Origin of the sequence: Vibrio sp. 11-4(1), assembly GCF_013048625.1 — a bacterium.
In the GTDB taxonomy this organism is placed as follows: domain Bacteria; phylum Pseudomonadota; class Gammaproteobacteria; order Enterobacterales; family Vibrionaceae; genus Vibrio; species Vibrio diabolicus.
In genome coordinates, this window is sequence record NZ_VHSY01000002.1 from 459,720 (window position 1) to 477,098 (window position 17,379).

At 44.1% G+C, this 17,379-nt stretch carries 14 protein-coding genes; 6 read left to right on the forward strand and 8 right to left on the reverse strand.

Going from position 1 to position 17,379, the window contains the following annotated elements:
- Positions 1-31: 31 nt before the first annotated feature.
- Both FKN16_RS05535 and lrp read right to left on the reverse strand, forming a co-directional pair.
- A complete protein-coding gene (locus FKN16_RS05535; RefSeq protein ID WP_170902203.1) occupies positions 32-3,085 on the reverse strand; it encodes a DNA translocase FtsK 4TM domain-containing protein in 3,054 nt (1,017 codons plus the stop codon).
- A 152-nt stretch (positions 3,086-3,237) separates the two neighbouring features.
- Complete coding sequence (lrp, locus tag FKN16_RS05540) at positions 3,238-3,732, reverse strand: leucine-responsive transcriptional regulator Lrp (RefSeq protein ID WP_005378234.1); 495 nt, start codon at positions 3,730-3,732, stop codon at positions 3,238-3,240.
- A gap of 156 nt (positions 3,733-3,888) precedes the next feature.
- On the opposite strand from lrp, the gene ald reads away from it, so the two are divergent.
- Positions 3,889-5,013 (forward strand): alanine dehydrogenase, encoded by a 1,125-nt coding sequence (gene ald / locus FKN16_RS05545; protein ID WP_005378241.1) that lies wholly within the window; start codon positions 3,889-3,891, stop codon positions 5,011-5,013.
- Between the two features lie 93 nt (positions 5,014-5,106).
- Here the strand turns inward: ald and FKN16_RS05550 are convergent, their stop codons facing one another.
- On the reverse strand, positions 5,107-6,303 hold the full coding sequence (locus tag FKN16_RS05550) for a methyltransferase (RefSeq protein ID WP_006742884.1): 1,197 nt from the start codon (positions 6,301-6,303) through the stop codon (positions 5,107-5,109).
- A 53-nt stretch (positions 6,304-6,356) separates the two neighbouring features.
- Entirely contained in the window at positions 6,357-7,331 is a 975-nt protein-coding gene (cysB, locus tag FKN16_RS05555) for an HTH-type transcriptional regulator CysB (RefSeq protein ID WP_006742885.1), read from the reverse strand.
- A gap of 313 nt (positions 7,332-7,644) precedes the next feature.
- Here cysB and FKN16_RS05560 point away from each other — a divergent pair, with 313 nt between their 5' ends.
- Both FKN16_RS05560 and FKN16_RS05565 read left to right on the forward strand, forming a co-directional pair.
- On the forward strand, positions 7,645-8,409 hold the full coding sequence (locus tag FKN16_RS05560; protein ID WP_006742886.1) for a hypothetical protein: 765 nt from the start codon (positions 7,645-7,647) through the stop codon (positions 8,407-8,409).
- Between the two features lie 97 nt (positions 8,410-8,506).
- Complete coding sequence (locus FKN16_RS05565) at positions 8,507-9,277, forward strand: tRNA isopentenyl-2-thiomethyl-A-37 hydroxylase MiaE (RefSeq protein ID WP_104974277.1); 771 nt, start codon at positions 8,507-8,509, stop codon at positions 9,275-9,277.
- Positions 9,278-9,405: 128 nt separating this feature from the next.
- On the opposite strand, the gene FKN16_RS05570 is transcribed toward FKN16_RS05565, so the two are convergent.
- Positions 9,406-11,034, reverse strand: coding sequence for a methyl-accepting chemotaxis protein (locus FKN16_RS05570; protein ID WP_170902205.1), 1,629 nt, complete (start codon positions 11,032-11,034; stop codon positions 9,406-9,408).
- A 155-nt stretch (positions 11,035-11,189) separates the two neighbouring features.
- Positions 11,190-11,456 carry a hypothetical protein gene (locus FKN16_RS05575; protein WP_012841963.1) on the reverse strand — a complete coding sequence of 89 codons (267 nt, stop codon included), beginning with the start codon at positions 11,454-11,456 and terminating at the stop codon, positions 11,190-11,192.
- Positions 11,457-11,748: 292 nt separating this feature from the next.
- Here FKN16_RS05575 and FKN16_RS05580 point away from each other — a divergent pair, with 292 nt between their 5' ends.
- Both FKN16_RS05580 and FKN16_RS05585 read left to right on the forward strand, forming a co-directional pair.
- Positions 11,749-13,077, forward strand: coding sequence for a sphingomyelin phosphodiesterase (locus FKN16_RS05580; RefSeq protein ID WP_170902207.1), 1,329 nt, complete (start codon positions 11,749-11,751; stop codon positions 13,075-13,077).
- Positions 13,074-14,030, forward strand: a complete 957-nt coding sequence (locus FKN16_RS05585; RefSeq protein WP_170902209.1) for an ATP-dependent dsDNA exonuclease — start codon at positions 13,074-13,076, stop codon at positions 14,028-14,030. The genes FKN16_RS05580 and FKN16_RS05585 overlap by 4 nt, the downstream gene beginning before the upstream one ends.
- 84 nt (positions 14,031-14,114) lie before the next feature.
- Here the strand turns inward: FKN16_RS05585 and trpS are convergent, their stop codons facing one another.
- A complete protein-coding gene (trpS, locus tag FKN16_RS05590) occupies positions 14,115-15,137 on the reverse strand; it encodes a tryptophan--tRNA ligase (RefSeq protein ID WP_170902211.1) in 1,023 nt (340 codons plus the stop codon).
- A gap of 600 nt (positions 15,138-15,737) precedes the next feature.
- Here trpS and FKN16_RS05595 point away from each other — a divergent pair.
- Complete coding sequence (locus FKN16_RS05595; RefSeq protein WP_170902212.1) at positions 15,738-16,694, forward strand: AEC family transporter; 957 nt, start codon at positions 15,738-15,740, stop codon at positions 16,692-16,694.
- 46 nt (positions 16,695-16,740) lie between these two features.
- Here FKN16_RS05595 and FKN16_RS05600 read toward each other — a convergent pair whose 3' ends face one another.
- Positions 16,741-17,196 (reverse strand): MarR family transcriptional regulator, encoded by a 456-nt coding sequence (locus FKN16_RS05600; RefSeq protein ID WP_012841967.1) that lies wholly within the window; start codon positions 17,194-17,196, stop codon positions 16,741-16,743.
- Positions 17,197-17,379 lie beyond the last annotated feature (183 nt).

A 17,379-nucleotide genomic window follows, 5' to 3' on the forward strand; every position in this document is an offset into this window, starting at 1 on the left:
CAGTTGGACTGAAGTGAGTAAAACAAGTTCATTAATCTTTTGGTGGCGCAGGAGCTAAAACTTCGCGGTTACCGTTGTGACCCGGTGCACTCACGATACCTTGCGCTTCGAGTTGCTCAACAATACGGGCGGCACGGTTGTAACCGATCTTAAATCGACGCTGTACGCCAGAAACAGAGCCTCGACGTGACTGAACTACGTGCTCAACGACTTGATCGAAGAGTGGATCCACATCTTCATCCGCTTCCATTTGCTCACCTGGCAATAAGCTTTCTGGACTTTGATCTCCGCTGATGATCTCTTCAATGTAGTTAGGTTTACCACGCGCTTTCCAGTTGTTTACAACAGCATGAACATCATCATCTGATGCAAATGCACCGTGGACACGAGTCGTATGGCTTGAGCCTGGTGGTAAGTACAACATATCACCCATACCAAGCAGTGATTCTGCACCACCTTGGTCTAGAATCGTACGGGAGTCTGTTTTAGTCGATACCGTAAACGCAACACGAGTTGGAATATTCGCTTTAATCAGACCAGTGATAACATCCACCGATGGACGCTGAGTCGCAAGAATTAAATGAATACCTGCCGCACGCGCCTTTTGTGCCAAGCGTGCAATCAGTTCTTCTACCTTCTTACCCACCACCATCATCAGGTCAGCAAATTCATCGACAACAACAACGATATACGGCAGTTTTTCTAACAATGGCGGTTCCGTATCCATACTGTCGCCTTCTTGCCAGAATGGATCATGAATTGGGTGACCCGCTTCTGCCGCCATCTTCAACTTCTCGTTAAAGCCTTTCACATTGCGAACGCCCAATGCCGACATCAATTTATACCGACGTTCCATCTCACCCACACACCAACGTAGAGCGTTTGATGCGTCTTTCATATCAGTCACAACTTCAGAAAGAAGATGAGGGATACCTTCGTAAATAGAAAGCTCTAGCATTTTCGGGTCAATCATGATGAAGCGTACATCTTCTGGGCCAGCTTTATACAGCATGCTCAAAATCATCACGTTCACACCCACCGACTTACCAGAACCTGTTGTACCTGCTACTAGCACGTGAGGCATCTTCGCGAGATCAGCCACAACAGCTTCGCCCGCAATGTCTTGACCTAACACAACCGTTGTTGGTGACGTTGCTTGCTCAAACTGAGGACTACTGATTACATCAGATAAATAGACCGTCTGACGACTCATGTTTGGCAGTTCCAAACCGATGTAAGGCTTGCCTGGGATTACTTCTACAACACGTACAGCCATTGCAGACAATGCACGAGCTAAGTCAGTTGAAAGACCAGAAATACGGCTTACTTTTACCCCCGGCGCCAAATCAAGCTCGAAGCGAGTGATCACTGGACCAGGATAAATCCCCACCACGTCGGCTTTGATTTTGTAGTCCGCTAGCTTGCTCTCAACCAATCGAGCGACCTGCTCTAGCGCATCACGGTCGATAAAGTTTTCGCGTTTTTCTGGATGGTAAAGCAACTCGAGCGTTGGAAGTGGTTCTTCTGGAACAGGCAAGTTTTCTTCTTTCTGTACCAAAAATGGGTTCTGTGTCGCTGCTACTTTGGCTTGTGCACTAGAAACCATGTCTTGGAATGCCGCTACATCTTCGTCGCCGTCTTGAACCTCTTCAACCTCCGCTTTTTGAAGTGCAGGTTCAAATGTTGTTGAAGGTGTTGCCACTTGCTGATGAGGTGTTGTTGGAGCTGGCTGTACTTGTTGTACAGACTGTGACTCCACTTCGTCTTCATCGTCTAACACGTCAAAATCAGAGATCGTAGGTTCAATGTGTTGACTCGATTCTGTTTGCTCCGTGATGCTATCTAGCGCAGCGGAATCAATTACAGGCTCTTCATGCACAGGATGCTCAATACTTGGCTGCTGTACTTGCTCTGCTTCAAATTGTTCGTACTCCGCATAATCTGGTTCAACACTGATCGGTTCTTCTGTAGCTGTATGTTGCTTTACATAGGAAGAGTAAGTGTCTGCAAATGATGGGGCTGCCTGTTCTTCAGTTCCCCAGTCATCTGCTTGTTGCGCTGCAGCTTCAAGCTCTTCTATCGTGACATTCAGCTGTTTGGTACGCTCCAGAAGCGGATCAACGTTATCAGTATTCACCGCATGGACAGGTTGCGTTTGGTGCTCAGGTTGAGCATAAACTGGCGCAGCATTAACCGTAGCCTTGTGTTGTGGCGGCGTCGGTTCCACCATCATTTGTTCCGCTGGCTTCTCAGGTTTAGCTTGAGGCATATAAATAGGATATTCATGCGCAGGCGCCGATTCTTTCGGCTCATCGACATCGAACGCCGTTAAATGAGGAAGCGGCTCATCATCAATGTCATGGTCTACGTTATGTCTAGGCGTAGAGACTTTATCTTCCACGAACTCATCTAGCTGAGGTTCTAAAACTTCTTGCTCAGAGCCTCTTATCTTATTTGCAAGCGCCGCAATTAGCGCTAATGCACGATCTCCAAGCCACTCAACGATGTTAAGCCATGAGATGCCAGTAAAGAGAGTAAAACCCGCTCCCCATAAGAACAGCAGTACCAATGTCGTGCCAAGTACATTCAATGTAGGTAAAGCTAGGCTAGACAACACATCTCCGACGACACCACCGGACGAGAAATACCAAATATCATCAAAATTAATATCGGCTAGACCACAGCTAGTCATTATAAGGACGACAAGGCCGAGTAACCTCGTACCCCATAACATGAAATCAATTGGCTCATCTTCTCCTCGTTTACGGCAAATCACCCATGCAGCCGCAGCTAGCAAGAAAGGGATTGGATAAGCGAGAGAGCCAAATGTGAAGAATAGTGTGTCCGCAAGCCAAGCGCCGAAAAGGCCACCAGCATTGTCGATCTCCCCTCCCCATGCGGTTTGGGACCAAGAAGGATCGGCCGGACTGAAGGTAAATAGTGCAACCGCAAGCAATACCGAGCTAAGAACGCCAACGATAAAGCAGCACTCTTTTAAGCGTTGGAAGCCATTTAAGCGTGAAGACTGGGGCTCTTCACTGGTTTTGATAATGGTTTCGACTTTCTTTGCGTTCTCTTTGAACATAAATCAACTTGAATATGGAAATGAAATAGGAAATTGCAAAACATTCCGAGCGGCATCAAGCCGCTCGGTAAATTGATTTAACCATATCAAAGAGAAAAACCCAATTACTCTCTGGCGAAAGCGGAAGCATATACCGCTTTCTTTGCAAGAAATTAACGAGTTTTGATCACAAGCTGGTTAGATTGTTTCACTTCTTCCATTACAACGTATGTGCGAGTGTCATTTACGCCAGGTAGACGTAGTAACGTATCGCCCAATAGTCGGCGGTAAGCACCCATATCTGATACACGGGTTTTAAGAAGATAGTCAAAGTCACCTGATACAAGATGACACTCTTGTATGTCGTCTAGCTTTTGAACAGCTGAGTTAAACTGCTCAAATACATCCGGCGCACCACGGTTTAATGTAATCTCAACGAATACTAATAGTGACGCATCCAGGAACTGCGGATTCAATAATGCAGTGTATCCTGTGATGTAACCCTGACGCTCTAAGCGACGTACACGCTCCAAACATGGCGTTGGAGAAAGTCCCACACGTTTTGAAAGCTCAACGTTTGAAATACGACCGTCTTTCTGCAGTTCATTAAGAATGTTGCGGTCGATACGGTCTAGTTCCTTGGACGGCTTTTTATAGTTGTCTGCCATTTTTTATTCCACCTTATTACTTCCTTGCAAAAAAATATACTACAACTTTTTAATATTTGGTGCCAAATTTTACAAATCTATAACTATACTAGTTATTAATTCGACAATAACACCCTACAAACAGTTAATACAACCATTATAGAAAGAGGATACAGGATGATCATTGGCGTACCTAAGGAAATCAAGAACCACGAATATCGTGTTGGTATGATCCCAGCAAGCGTGAGAGAACTCATCTCACATGGTCACCAAGTTTTAGTTGAGACCAATGCAGGTGCCGGCATTGGTTTTTCAGACGATGATTACATCGCTGTCGGCGCATCCATTCTCCCTCATGCTGCAGACGTATTCGCGCAAGCAGACATGATTGTAAAAGTAAAAGAACCCCAAGCAGTAGAGAGAGCAATGCTCCGCGAAGGGCAAATTTTATTTACTTATTTACACCTAGCACCAGATTTTCCACAAACTGATGAGCTAATCAAGAGCAAAGCTGTCTGTATAGCCTATGAGACTGTAACAGATAATATGGGTCGTTTGCCACTGTTAGCACCAATGTCAGAAGTGGCAGGTCGGATGTCTATCCAAGCTGGCGCGCAAACATTGGAAAAATCACACGGCGGTCGTGGTCTGCTACTAGGTGGCGTACCTGGTGTTGAGCCAGCGAAAGTCGTCATCGTTGGTGGTGGTGTTGTTGGTGCAAACGCAGCTCGTATGGCTGTTGGTCTTCGCGCTGACGTAACCATTCTAGACCGTAACGTAGATACACTTCGTAAGCTTGACGAAGAATTCCAAGGTCGCGCTAAAGTGGTTTATTCTACTGAAGACGCTATCGAGAAGCATGTTCTAGAAGCTGACCTTGTTATCGGTGCCGTTCTAATTCCTGGAGCAGCAGCGCCTAAGCTGGTAACAAAAGAGCACATTGCTAAGATGAAACCTGGTGCGGCAGTGGTTGACGTGGCTATTGACCAAGGTGGCTGTTTCGAGACATCTCACGCAACAACCCACGCAGATCCAACTTACATCGTTGATGAAGTGGTTCACTACTGCGTAGCAAATATGCCTGGTGCGGTTGCACGTACTTCAACTTTCGCATTGAACAATGCAACACTCCCTTACATTGTGAAACTCGCAAACAAAGGCTACCGTGAGGCACTTCTAGAAGACAAAGGCTTCCTTGAAGGTCTAAACGTTATTCACGGGAAAGTAACATGTAAAGAAGTAGCAGAAAGCTTTGACTTGGAATACGTTGAACCAACTCAAGCTATCGCTATGTTCAATTAATGACAAAATAAAACACAATTTGTCACGTTTTGTTTACAAAAGCCCACGCATAAGTGGGCTTTTTCATATAGAGCGTTTAGCTATAAAAAATAACTAATTCTTATATGCGCAAATTAAAATATTTCTAGGTGTAACTGATTTAGGGCAAAACTCTGACAATCTAACACGATAACCACGTTCTTCAAGATAAAGTGCTTTGTCCAATGCGAGCCAGATCTCCAATGGACGTTGAAAAACCAGTTGCACTAAGCTCATTCTCTCCATTTGCCAGAAGCGTTGTTCGCTTAACTTTTCAAAATGATCGAAATCGATTTCTTGAGAAAGAACGATACCTTTCTGCTCCGCCGCCCAGCGACACAAAGATTCAAAGCCTTCACTTAATTGCGACTTACGAATACTGGGGACAGGTTGATATTCTGCCATGCCTAACGCTCGTCGAGTAATCAAATCGAAGCCAAGACGAAACACCATTTCCTGCTGACGATGGCGACGTACACGCTCCCCCCCTGTCACCGTTTGCTGTAACGGGATACGCAGTTCTTGCTTAGACAATGAGAGAGAAGAAACCCTCCCCGGTTTCGACATCGGCTGGTATTGTTCCGACTGAATCAAGTGATAACAACAAGGTGAGATGGTCATCGCAGCAATCCCATTCTCACTGCCGTACTGCATTAGACGAACATGGAGGTCACCACACGCATGCAGTGCCACCGCGTGTTGCGTTGGCTTGAATACCGCTTTTGCTTTGCTATCAAACGCGTCACCTTGAATAAACGTCATTTTCCAATGGTGTTCATTCGCAGCTTGTTGCCCTGAATCACACAGTGCTTGTTGATATTCGAAACTGGTCACAGGCTGATCGGTTTGTGTTGCCAGGATTCGTCCTAAATAACCTTTCCCTGAACACCACTCTAACCATTCTTCGCCACAGTGTTGTTGAATTGCAGCTTCACCCATCGAGCTGATTTGCTCCAGCTTACGTCCGGGAATGCCGTTGTCTAAACCACGAGCGAGTGCCAAACCATTTAAGGTTAAAGACTCTAAACGCGTGTGATAAGCGAGTTGTTCGAGTTGAGGCACGAACGCGCTTATCGCTTTTAAGGCGAGTTCAGGTTCCGCTTTATACTCTTCGATTTGAGAGGGAGAAAGAGACACTAACCACTGGCACAACTGAGGGTGTTGCTCTTGCCAAGGTAATGAGGTGTGAATGCTACTTTTAAATGGTTCAAACCGCCATAGCGATTCGTTTTCCAATAAGCAGTCATTAATAAATTGAAATTGCGTTTTCATAACTCCCCCTACAACGAGCGCATTGTAGAGGGAATCGAAACATCAATGAAGTGTTATCTCACCGGGAGCTCGATGTCTTTAAACATCTCTTCGATTTCTGCATTAGATTTCAACGAAATCGCCTGCTCTACCACTGGGCGAGTTAAATGAGGAGCAAAGCGTTCCATAAAATCGAACATGTATGAGCGCAGGAATGTGCCGCGACGGAAGCCAATACTTGTCGTACTAGCCCCGAATAAATGGCTCGCATCTATTGCGACTAAATCGCTGTCCTGCTCTTCATCCACAGCCATGCTCGCAATCACACCAACACCAATACCCATGCGAACATACGTTTTAATAACGTCCGCATCAGTTGCAGTGAACACCACTCTCGGGGTTAAACCCTCACGATTAAATGCGGTATCTAACTCTGAACGGCCCGTAAAACCAAACACATAAGTGACCAATGGATAAGCGGCAAGATCGCTGATCGTTACCTTATCTTTCTTCGCTAATGGATGATCTTTAGGCACGACAATTGAACGGTTCCAGTGATAACAAGGCAGCATGATGGCATCTTGATATAAGTGAAGCGCTTCTGTCGCAATCGCAAAGTTCGCCGTACCTTTGGCAATCGCCTCAGACATTTGTGACGGCGTGCCTTGATGCATGTGTAATGACACTTTTGGGTAGCGAGAAGTAAAACCTTTGATGACATCCGGCAAAGCATAACGCGCTTGCGTGTGTGTCGTGGTGATATTCAGCGTCCCCATTTCTGGGTGGGTGTGCTCCCCTGCTACAGCTTTGATACTTTCTACGCGAGCCAGAATCTCTTGGGAAATACGTACAATTTCTTCACCAGCAGGTGTCACCTGTGTTAAGTGCTTACCGCTACGTTCAAAAATCTGAATGCCTAACTCATCTTCCAGCAACCGAACCTGTTTACTGATACCTGGCTGAGAGGTATACAAGCTTTCTGCCGTCGCGGATACATTCAGATTATGGTTTACAACCTCAACAATATACTTCAGCTGCTGCAGTTTCATCGTAATCCCTTACTTGTTCATGAGAGAATTTATTGGCCACTCGGACGAGCGATATAATAATTAGTTATAACGCGTTCAAATCGAAATGAACAGTAATTTCTAACTTATACCTCAATCACATACTGATAATCCTCAACATAGAAACAATATGCACAAAGTTGAGCCAATAAATGACTGAATTTCTATGATGTGACTTCTATCAGTAGCTAAAACGTGGGAGAGACAAAATAATCAAACAAATAGGGTGCCGAGTAAGATAAGATTCATGTATTCTTTAACGCTAGCCGTAGAAAAGTAAAGCAGACGCAAAGATATGAATATTGGTTTAATAATCGCTTTGGTAGCCATCCTACTGGTGTTGATCCTAGGCTATAACATTATGTTGCAGTATAAGGTCAAGGTAGAGACTGCGAAAAGACAGGAGTCCGCACGCTATGTTGCCTTGATTGATGGCACTGAAGAGTTGATTGGTCATGCGCACCATATCCCTTTTAGCAAGGAGCTGTTGCTATGTCTAAACAATCGTATTCTTGACGCGCTAGAAAGCATGCATGAGCTTGACCCGAAGAATAAGCAGCTTGCTCAACGTATCGAAAACATGAAGCAACAGATTGAGCAACTGAAAGAGAATGGTCCCACTGGCGAGAGTACCACGTTCAAAATGCCGAGCAGTGATAAACAAGCCATCGTCATGCTTAAGTTGGTGAAGCGCCTTCGCGATACTATCCGTAACGAACACAATAAAGGCCGTATCGACACCCAGACTTATGTCGCTGAAAATGCGCGTTTAGAAACGATGCAGATTCGTATCAACATCGAAAACGTCATTAAAAGAGCAAACGACTCAATCGCTCGAGGTCAACCTGGTACAGCACTTCAACTGCTACGCAAAGGTATCGATGCATTGAGTACAAAGAGCGACCCCTACTCGATTCAAGCGAAACAGAAGCTTGAAGACATGTTGGGCGACCTAGATAAAAAACGCCAAGATAAAAGTGATGCCGAAATGCAGCAGATCGCCGATAAAGAGCGCGACAATGACATGGAAGCACTCTTCGGCGAGAAGAAAAAGTGGTAACATTCACTTAAGGTCAATAAAGGCTGCAATCGCAGCCTTTTTTCTATCCGTAAGATAGCGGATATGCCCAATTAGAATGTGAAGTACTAAAACTAAAATGATGAATCTAGACGCCTATCAAGATCTTCTTGCTCCCATTAACCAATTTCTGCAATGCAGCACACCTGATGAATGGGTAGAGGAAGCAAAGAAACCAGAAAATCTTCAAACCATTTTATTAGACCACCTACTGTGTGAGCTAAAAGCTGGCCAATCTGCGATGTTTTTAATTCGTAAATATGCCGTTGACCAATCCAGTTCACATGCTCTGCTTGACTGGTTTAAACCCTATGAAGATTTTGCTTATCGCAATGTAGGCTCACTAGAAACATTAAAAGGTAAGAGCAATATTTCCAAAGCGATCATGGCTAAGTCCAACTCACCGTACAGCCAAGATTTGATCGATAAAATGGTGCTTTTGATTAAAGAGGAGTTACACCACTTTTATCAAGTTTTAGAGATCATGGAAAGTCGTGGAATTGAGTATAAAAATATTCCAGCAAGTCGCTATGCTAAAGGACTGATTTCGCATATGAAGACTCATGAGCCGGAAACGCTGATCGATAAACTCATCATTGGTGCGTACATCGAAGCCCGATCTTGTGAGCGTTTTGCCAAACTAGCACCACATATGGATGACGATATCGCAAAATTCTACGTTTCTTTACTGCGCTCAGAAGCACGTCACTATCAAGATTATCTTGTATTGGCAGAGCAAATCGCGGGCAAAGACATCAGCGAACGCATAGCCTATTTTGGCCGAGTTGAGGCGGATTTAATTTCTACGCCAGATACAGATTTTAAGTTCCATAGTGGTATTCCAGCCTAGCGAGCATATTCTCCAAGATTGCGCATGCTCTGAACTTATTTATATAGACAGAGAATAAATAAGCCGGACATTTCGTCCGGCTTATTTTTTGTAGCAATGAGGTTAGGAATAAAGCTGAAACAAAATAACTAGAGCTGGAATGAACCCATTCGAGTTTTCAAGTTGTGCGCTAGGCTACTGATCTGCTGGCAAGCTACAGCCGTTTGCGAAGCTCCCTCAGCCATCTCTGTTGAAGCACTATTAATATGCTCCACACTTCGATTCAGCTCTTCGGATACAGAATTCTGCTCACTACAAGCCGTTGCGATTTGTGTGCTCATTTGCGCTATGTTATCGACAGAATGTTCAATTTCTTTTATCTGGCTATCAGCGTCATTGACTTGCTCAACACACTGAGAAATGCCCTCCTGACAATCACGGCTTGAATGCCCTATTTTGCTGCTGCTCTCTTGTAGTTGATTAACAATTTCCACAATTTGTGAAGTGGAGTCTTGAGTGCGTTGCGCCAGAGAACGAACCTCATCTGCCACAACAGCAAACCCACGTCCTTGTTCACCGGCCCGAGCGGCTTCTATTGCGGCGTTCAGTGCTAACAAGTTTGTTTGCTCCGCAATCCCGCGGATCACATCTACGACCACATTGATATTGTTTGAGCTAGATTCAAGCTCACGTGCCAGTTCATCTGACTCTTGGATCGTATGTGATACACGCTCAATTACTGCGATAGTTTGTTGTAACGTCGCTGTTCCTTGTTTAGCCACTTCCGTTGCCGAGTAAGCAGAGGTCGCGCCAACTTCGGTATTTTGTGCCACTTCACTTACAGCAGCTTGCATTTCTGTCATCGCAGAAGCCACCGAACTAAGTTCAATTTGTTGATTTTGCATACCAGAAGCGGTCTGAGAAGAAATAGCACTCACTTCCTCTACTGCTGCCGTTAGCTGAATCGTTGAGTCATTAATCTCAGAAACCAGCGAATGTAAGTTTGTTTGCATACCGACAAGCTCTTTGAGCAACGTTCCTAACTCGTCTTTGCTCAATTCACTTTCGTCGATTTGATTATTCAATTGACCCTTGGCGATTTTAGAAGCGAATTCCAATGCTCGATCAACAGGCCCGCAAATGACTCGAGAAAGCAACATGGCAGACATTACCATGACCAATGCGACGACAAGCGCACCAACAGCAGCGCTGTATTGTGTAAATGCCGCTTCATTTTGTACTTCTTCGCCAATCAAATTCACCAACTCATCGTTCAACGCGAGGGTATCATCCAAGCTGCTCAACGCTTTTGAGTAGGTATCGAAACTCGATAAAATCACATCATTTGCACTTTCAGCATCACCTTGGCTTAGCAGTGCGTTGTAAGTCTTCGTTTCTTTGATGTATTGATTCCAGGTTTCTTTAAAAACGTTAAAAGACTGCGTTTCACGCTGATTAAGGTCGAGCTTTTCGTATTCTGCAATACCAGCCTGCACATCAGAACGCCATTGGTCGAGGTCTTTTAACCACTCACCAATTTGGGGGTGATTTGCGTTTGGCAATAAAGAGAACTCATCTTTGCGCACTTTAGTAATATCAACTTGGATACCTTTCAAAATCGCAACAGAAGGTAAGCTTTTATCTGTTAGCACTGAGATGTCTTTATTCAGTGTTAACAAACCTTGTACCAACATCACTGACACTAAACCAAACACGGCAAAAACGGTTAAATAACTAACCGATATTTTCTTTACGACACTTAAGTCTTTAATACGCATGCACTTTCTCCCTGCAGCCTTTCCAAACCTCTCACTTAAGTGAAAGCTTAACCTCTAAAACACACTGTTTTTTGCGCTCGATATCATTGAGCGCTCTTATATACATCGGCCTGAGAGATCAAATCTTGACCAGTAATTGATATTTTTATCACGTGCTATTTTAGAGATAGGCTCGCATGCTCCGTATTGTGTCTACATTTTTTTATGAGCGCTTCCCGGCGCAACTCTAAGATCTCATCGATGAGTTTTTCTTTAGCGTTGATGCCAAAGTGCTGGGCATAATTTTTGACTTTTTCAATCTCATTAGGCTGTAAGCGGTATACCTCTTTCTTTAAACGAGCTTCTGCTTCGCTTCTAATCAAACCTTGGTCTTGTAGTAATTTAATTATGGTTTCATCGATTGGATTTACTGCTCTAGCCATGGTGCTCCATCTATCAATTTAAGTTCTAGCCATGTGGCTGGATGAATGACGCCGCACAACTTATAGAGCGAAGATGACAACTTGATTGCAGTGAGTACGATTCGTTAACCATCGCTATTATTTACAACCGCTTAAGCAACCATTAACTCTCTACCCCGACTCCTCACCATCGAATAAAGATCACATTCTGATAACAATTTTTAGTACTGGCTTCGATGTCATCCATATTTAACGTGCAAGTAATATTTATAAACAAGAATGATTGCTCTAGTTCAAATGATGGAAAAATAAGATGAAATTATCGCAGTGGGGTCTTTTATTAAGTGGCTTGGTGGCATTGCCAAGCATTGCAGATACAGATGTTTATCTAACCAATAACTCTGATCAGCCTTTAACTATTCAAGTAAAGCACGAAGGCAGTGATTTACTTCAATACGGAGAAGAGTGGCAGCAACATGTGCAAGTACTTGGTCCGTGGGAAACCAAACCTGTATTGAGCTTCAATCGTTGGGAAGGCGTGAAATCAAACCAAACTTACCGTTTTGAAACTGTGGTTTCTAGCCCTAAAGGTGAAAGCATAACACTCAATCAGGTCATGGAAGGTCATTGGTATAATTCAACCATTGAATATGGCTTATCGGCGGCCGATGTCGATTTATCTCTTAAAGATGATCGTAATATTCATCGTGCCAACACTAACGCTTTTGGCATCCGAGAAACCGAACTGGCATTTAAGTCAGACAGTACCGCTCGATACGACGATGTTTATTACACCATCACACCAAGCAAAGTAAATGAATCTGTCGATAACGAAGAACAAAACCTTAAGTTGATGACATACAACATCTGGGCTCTTACGGCTATTGCATCGCACATCGGTGATCGTTACGAACTGATTCCTCAATACGTCAAAGGTTATGATGTATTAGCGCTGCAAGAAGTGTTTGCAAGCGGTCGTGAAGCATTCCTACGTGAGTTAGCTAAGGAATATCCGTACCAAACTAAAATGTTAGATAAAGAAGGCGTTAATATTCATGATGGTGGGGTGATCATTGTCAGTCGCTATCCTATCGTGAATGAAGCGCAATATGTCTTCCCCGACTGCTCTGGCACAGACTGCTTTGCCGACAAAGGCGTGAATTATGCGGAAATTATTAAAGGTGGTCAGGCTTACCATGTATTTGCTACCCATACCGCATCTTTCGATACAGACACCGCTCGCGAGTATCGTCAGCGCCAGTTCAAACAAATCCGCGCACTCGCTAAATCTCTCAACATTCCTTCAAGCGAAACTGTGGTATACAGCGGCGACTTTAACGTAAACAAAAGAAAGTTCCCTGGTGACTACCAACAAATGATCGCCAACTTAAGCGCCATCGAACCTCAGTATTCAGGTTACACGGAGTCAACCTTTGATCCCCGTATCAATAACTTCGCAGGTGAAGCGTTATCAGGCGGCAAAAACGTGGAATACCTTGACTATGTCATGGTGAGTAGCGAATACGGTGTGAAATCATTCAATGACAACCGTGTGGACGTGCCGCGCACAACCGCAGAAAGTTTATGGAAACACTACAACCTTTCTGACCATTTCCCAGTTAGCGCAACAATCAAGCCATGAAGAAAATCGCGTTGATAATCATGTCCGCCATTATGGCGGGCATGATGTTTTTAACTTTCAGTCAAGATGGGCAGCAAGAAGCGGCCGTGTCCGCTTCTGCTCCAAAGACAAAAAATAAGAACGTCCCCAGTACATCACCACAAACAAGCAGCATCGTGCCCGATACAGATACTTCACCACAAACCGCTAAGCTCCCTTCCACAGTTCAAATAACGACTGAGCGATTAACTCAACTCAAAGGCAGGAAACTTGTCGCAGAGCTTGAGTCATTTTGGCATGAGTGCATGTCGAACCGCGACTGTGAGGAACAGTTAGCCTTGCTCGAGCCTTATTTATCTTCAGCACGATTTCAACTTTTGGCGAGCTACCATCAACTCAACAGTCAATGGCAAGAAAGTGTGGGTAATTTGTTGTTTGATGAGCAACAACCACTAGCCTCACGTATTGCACAACTAAAAGCCGAGGCAAGAGGCATTTGGGGCGAGTTGGCTGATGTTATTTTCGCGGATGAGTTCGCCCTATACGATTTCAATTTAGAGGCCCAACAGCTCAACACGCAAAGTCCAGAAAGCTTTTTGCAAGCTTTCGAGCAACTCATCATAGACTGGCAAGAAAATGCAGAGGCTATCGGGCTTACAAACGACCAAGCAAAATATGAGCGTGCAGTCGCCCTGATACCCAATAGCATGAGCTTTCCAGATCGCCAAACTATCATCGCAGAGCTGGAAAAAACTTACTTAACGAAGGACGAAAGCGAAGAGATTCACGCTCGTCAGCAACAAATTGCCGAGCAAAAAGAGCAAGTCAGAGATTACCAACAAGCATTACAACAACTTGAGTCCAGACTCAGAAAAGAGAGAGCCACAAGCCATTCGAATTTGTCAGAACCGGAATGGCAAAGCTATTACCAACAAGAAGTAGCGGATTTTCGTCGTGAATTTTTTTCTTCTTAACAATCAGCTTTGACTGACTGGGAGCTAAAAAAGGCACGTTGCTAATAAGCCATCGTGCCTTATGTTCAACTCTCTACTTTTAATTCAGAACAAATTCAAACCAAATACATCTTTCACATCAAATAGCACTTGTTCAGTTTTCTCACGAGAACGCTCACTACCTTGTTTTAAAATATCAATCAGCTGCGCTTTATCATTCAAATACATAGCGCGCTTTTCTCGAATAGGGCGAAGCATCTCTTGTAAGCATTCTTCTAACACTTTCTTGGTCAAACCATCACCTAACCCACCTCGTCGATAATGGTCTTTTAGCTGTTCGACGTAATCTTTATCAGGGTGAAAGGCATCGAGGTAGATGAATACAATATTCCCTTCGACTTGGCCAGGGTCCTCAATTTTCAGATGATTGGGATCGGTATACATAGATTTCACTGCCGCGGAAATCTCCTTTTCGGAGGCCCCTAAGTTGATTGCGTTCCCCATGCTTTTAGACATCTTATTTTTACCGTCAGTACTCGGCAAACGAGGTGCATCGCTAAGTAATGGACGGCATTCTCTAAGAACCTCTTTTCCACCCAGATGGTTTATTTTTCTCACGATTTCATTAGTTTGCTCTAACATCGGCAGTTGGTCATCACCCACTGGTACTAGCGTCGCATGAAACCCCGTAATATCAGCAGCTTGAGAAATTGGATACGTTAAAAAGCCAGCAGGAATAGAGCGTTCAAAGCCTTTACTCTGTATCTCATTTTTAACCGTGGGATTACGCTCTAAACGCGCAATAGAGACAAGATTGCTGTAATACATCGTTAACTCAGCTAACGCTGGTATTTGAGACTGCAACGTGATCGTAGTTTGAGCGGGGTTGATACCAACAGCCAAATAATCTGCAACGACATTGAGAATATTAGAGGATACCTTTGATGGGTTATGCGCGTTATCCGTCAAACCTTGCATATCTGCGACTAAGATCGTTTGCTCATGCTCCGTTTGCAATTTGACTCGTTGTTGCAATGATCCGACATAGTGCCCGAGGTGTAACGGACCTGTCGCTCGATCGCCGGTCAGGATAATTTCACGCTGTGATGTACTTTGAATGGTGTTCATATTTATCTCCAAGTATTTAATAGATCGCTACTGGAGATAAAAAGATCAAACACTCTTAGCTACCATCCAGCAGCTTAAGAATGTGAATATTCCGTGCCGCTCTATTTAGAGCGCCACCAAAAGAAGACTGTTGATGAAGGGCTAACGTGTATTTTCATGTTTTCAAACTAACAGTACATCAAGCTGAACTCAATCTGTTTTTGTATTGAATTAGCGTAAGTATTCAAAGAGCCTACAGAAACGATTACATTGGTAAAGACATCGCAATGACTAAAGCTGCACCAAACACCGAACCTGAGACAAATGCACAAAGTACGGTTTTGTTGTGTTTCCTTTTCATCGATGAACTCCTATCCATAACCACAATGACCAACCCTTTTATTTAATACGCATGTGGATGCATCACGATAAGTAGTAAACCAACATATCGCGCATAGAACCAGTGCAGCTTTGTTAAACTGGGACCTCGTCCATAACTTGGAATGCAAATGGTTCTGGAACCAACAAAAGAGGAAAATTTCATCACTTTTCTGTCCTGTCTCCCAGAGTTTATGGCTTAATAGACAGCAGGAATATTTTTCTTTTGCTGCGGGTACTTACATGGAAGCTGTTCTACATCAGTTGCAATTCTCTTTGTCGATAACCGGCCCTATCTGCTTGATGTTAATACTTGGCGTGGTGTTCAAACGCATTGGACTGATCAACGATAATTTTATCGAAGTGGGCTCTAAACTGGTGTTTCAAGTTACGCTACCTGCGATGTTATTTGTCAGTATTGTGGCTTCAGAACACGATTTTTCCGCGGCGAGTGGCTTTGTCAATTTCGGCGTCATCGCTAGCATTTCGTTTTTCATTTTCACCTACCTTTCGGTCAAGCTTCTGTTCAAAGCATCGCCTGACCAAGGTGTTCTTATCCAAGGTGGGTTTCGAGCAAACACAGGTATTATTGGCATCGCTTACGTTGCCAATGCGTATGGTTCTCAAGGTGTGGCGTTAGCAGCGCTTTATGTCGCGGTCACCACGTTTCTTTATAACGTCCAAGCGGTTATTTGCTTATCTCCCAAGGGCGCAACTTCTGTCCCACAAGCCGCAAAAATGATGGGCCGAACACTGACGAGGAATCCACTGATAATCTCAATCGTCCTAGGGATGGCTTTCTATTTGCTCTCTATTCCAGTACCGAATGTTGTTATTGATGCAGGGGACTACTTGTCCAAAATGACATTACCTTTAGCGCTGTTGTGTACGGGCGGCTCACTCGATTTTAGCTTGATGAGAAAAGAGAAAGGTCCATCTTGGTTTGCAAGCAGTTACAAGCTGATCGTGGCACCCATAATGATCACTATTGGTGCTTACTTAGTAGGTTTTCGAGGAATTGAGTTAGGTATTCTTTTCTTTATGAACGCTTCCCCAGTGGCAGCAGCCAGTTATGTCATGGCACGTTCTATGGGAGGCAATGCCACATTAGCCGCAAATATCATCGCACTCACTACGGTACTTTCTACCATCACGTGTACGTTGGGCATTCTATTTCTTAAGTTTTACGACTTAATATAATTGATCACCGATAAAGTAAAGGCGCGTTAGATAGCATTAAGATAAGCTACTGGTCGTGATTTGCAAAAGTGAGCTTTCTTACCAAACGAAAAAACTCACTCGCTTCTGATTCAGACAAACAAGCAAAAAATTCTTTCTGTAAGTTCGTCATGATTTGATGCACTTGCTTTAAAGCGTTTGCCCCCTCTTTTGTCATGCTGAGCATTTTGAGACGCTGATTCGATTTACTTTTAGAAACTTGAACAAACCCTCGCTTTTCCAAATTATCCACCATTCGCTTTGCTACACTTCGCTCTGTTCGAACCGCGTCAGCCAACGCTTGCTGACTCATGGGTTGAAACTCTTCCAAAGCGGCCAGTGCACTTGCCATCTCGAGTGTCATTAAATTTTGCCGAGAGAGCTCAGCTTGAGCACGGTTGCGATACATTCGCTGCATCACACCGCAGACAAACATAGGGCTTTGATCCAAAACGGAAATTGGGGAGATTTTCTGATCTTTCATCGTCGTTTGTTCTTCTTTAGGCTTTCATTCGGTCGGAGGAGTAAGCAGATTCTGCATAAGGCAAAACGCTCCCCCTTCAAGTTTGCGTCAAAGACGGTAACCACCAAGTGAAAACATAAAATAAAGAGCGCCGAAGCGCCCTTTTATCGTGTTTATTATCACCAGTATAACTCAGTTACAGCA